Raw genomic sequence first — 698 nt, 5'->3', positions numbered from 1 at the left:
GCAATAGACGTCGGCGCGATAACTTTCATCATGGGTAACAACGGTGGCGCCACGGATCAACAGAGACATTCCGAGTTCCTCGCAGGCATGACCGACTTGTGCCGGTTCTCAATGTTTTATTGATGTACAACGCTGATCGGCGTATTCCTGTCAGCGCTGTCAGGAATAGAAGCTAGCCGCAGTTCTGCAATTGATCAAGATTATTTTTTATAAGCTTATTGCTGTTTTAAATCGTTGAAAAATAAAGATAAAAAACATAAATCACCAAAATGGTGAGGCCGTTCACCATTTTGACGCACTTGACAGGATGGAAATATGAGCAAGATTTCCTATGTGAAATCAGCTGCTTGAAGTTGAGCTGCGGTTAATCGCCTGTAATGAAAAAAAGTGCAGTGCACCAGATTGAGTCCTGACAGTTCGGACAACTTGGCAAACGTTTAGCCTGAGCGTGTAGACAGGTTTTCGCGGACTCCTCCGGTGAATAATTAAAAGCGTGAATTATCAGAAAGTTGCAATGCGTTTGTAGCACCGCCTGAGCGTCAGACGGAGTACCCGGCACGTTTATTGATGCCGCCGCTGACACCATGGCCGGTGCAAGAAAGTTGTCAGTTCCTCCGGCCATCGTCCGGCTCGCACCCTGGTGTGCAGCCGCCTGATGAGCAAAAAAAAAAATAAATCAGAAAGAAACAGTGGGAGCG

1 protein-coding gene is annotated in these 698 nt (G+C 46.7%); it reads right to left on the bottom strand.

Annotated features, from left to right (window positions below; translation table 11 throughout):
* On the bottom strand, window positions 1-69 hold a 69-nt coding region (locus HT737_RS32935), incomplete at its 3' end, for a hypothetical protein (protein WP_374011219.1).
* Between the last annotated feature and the right edge of the window lie 629 nt (window positions 70-698).

It is taken from the genome of Pseudomonas sp. MD195_PC81_125 (assembly GCF_014060985.1).
GTDB classification, from domain to species: domain Bacteria; phylum Pseudomonadota; class Gammaproteobacteria; order Pseudomonadales; family Pseudomonadaceae; genus Aquipseudomonas; species Aquipseudomonas parakoreensis.
This window is presented reverse-complemented; position numbering and strand designations above follow the sequence as displayed.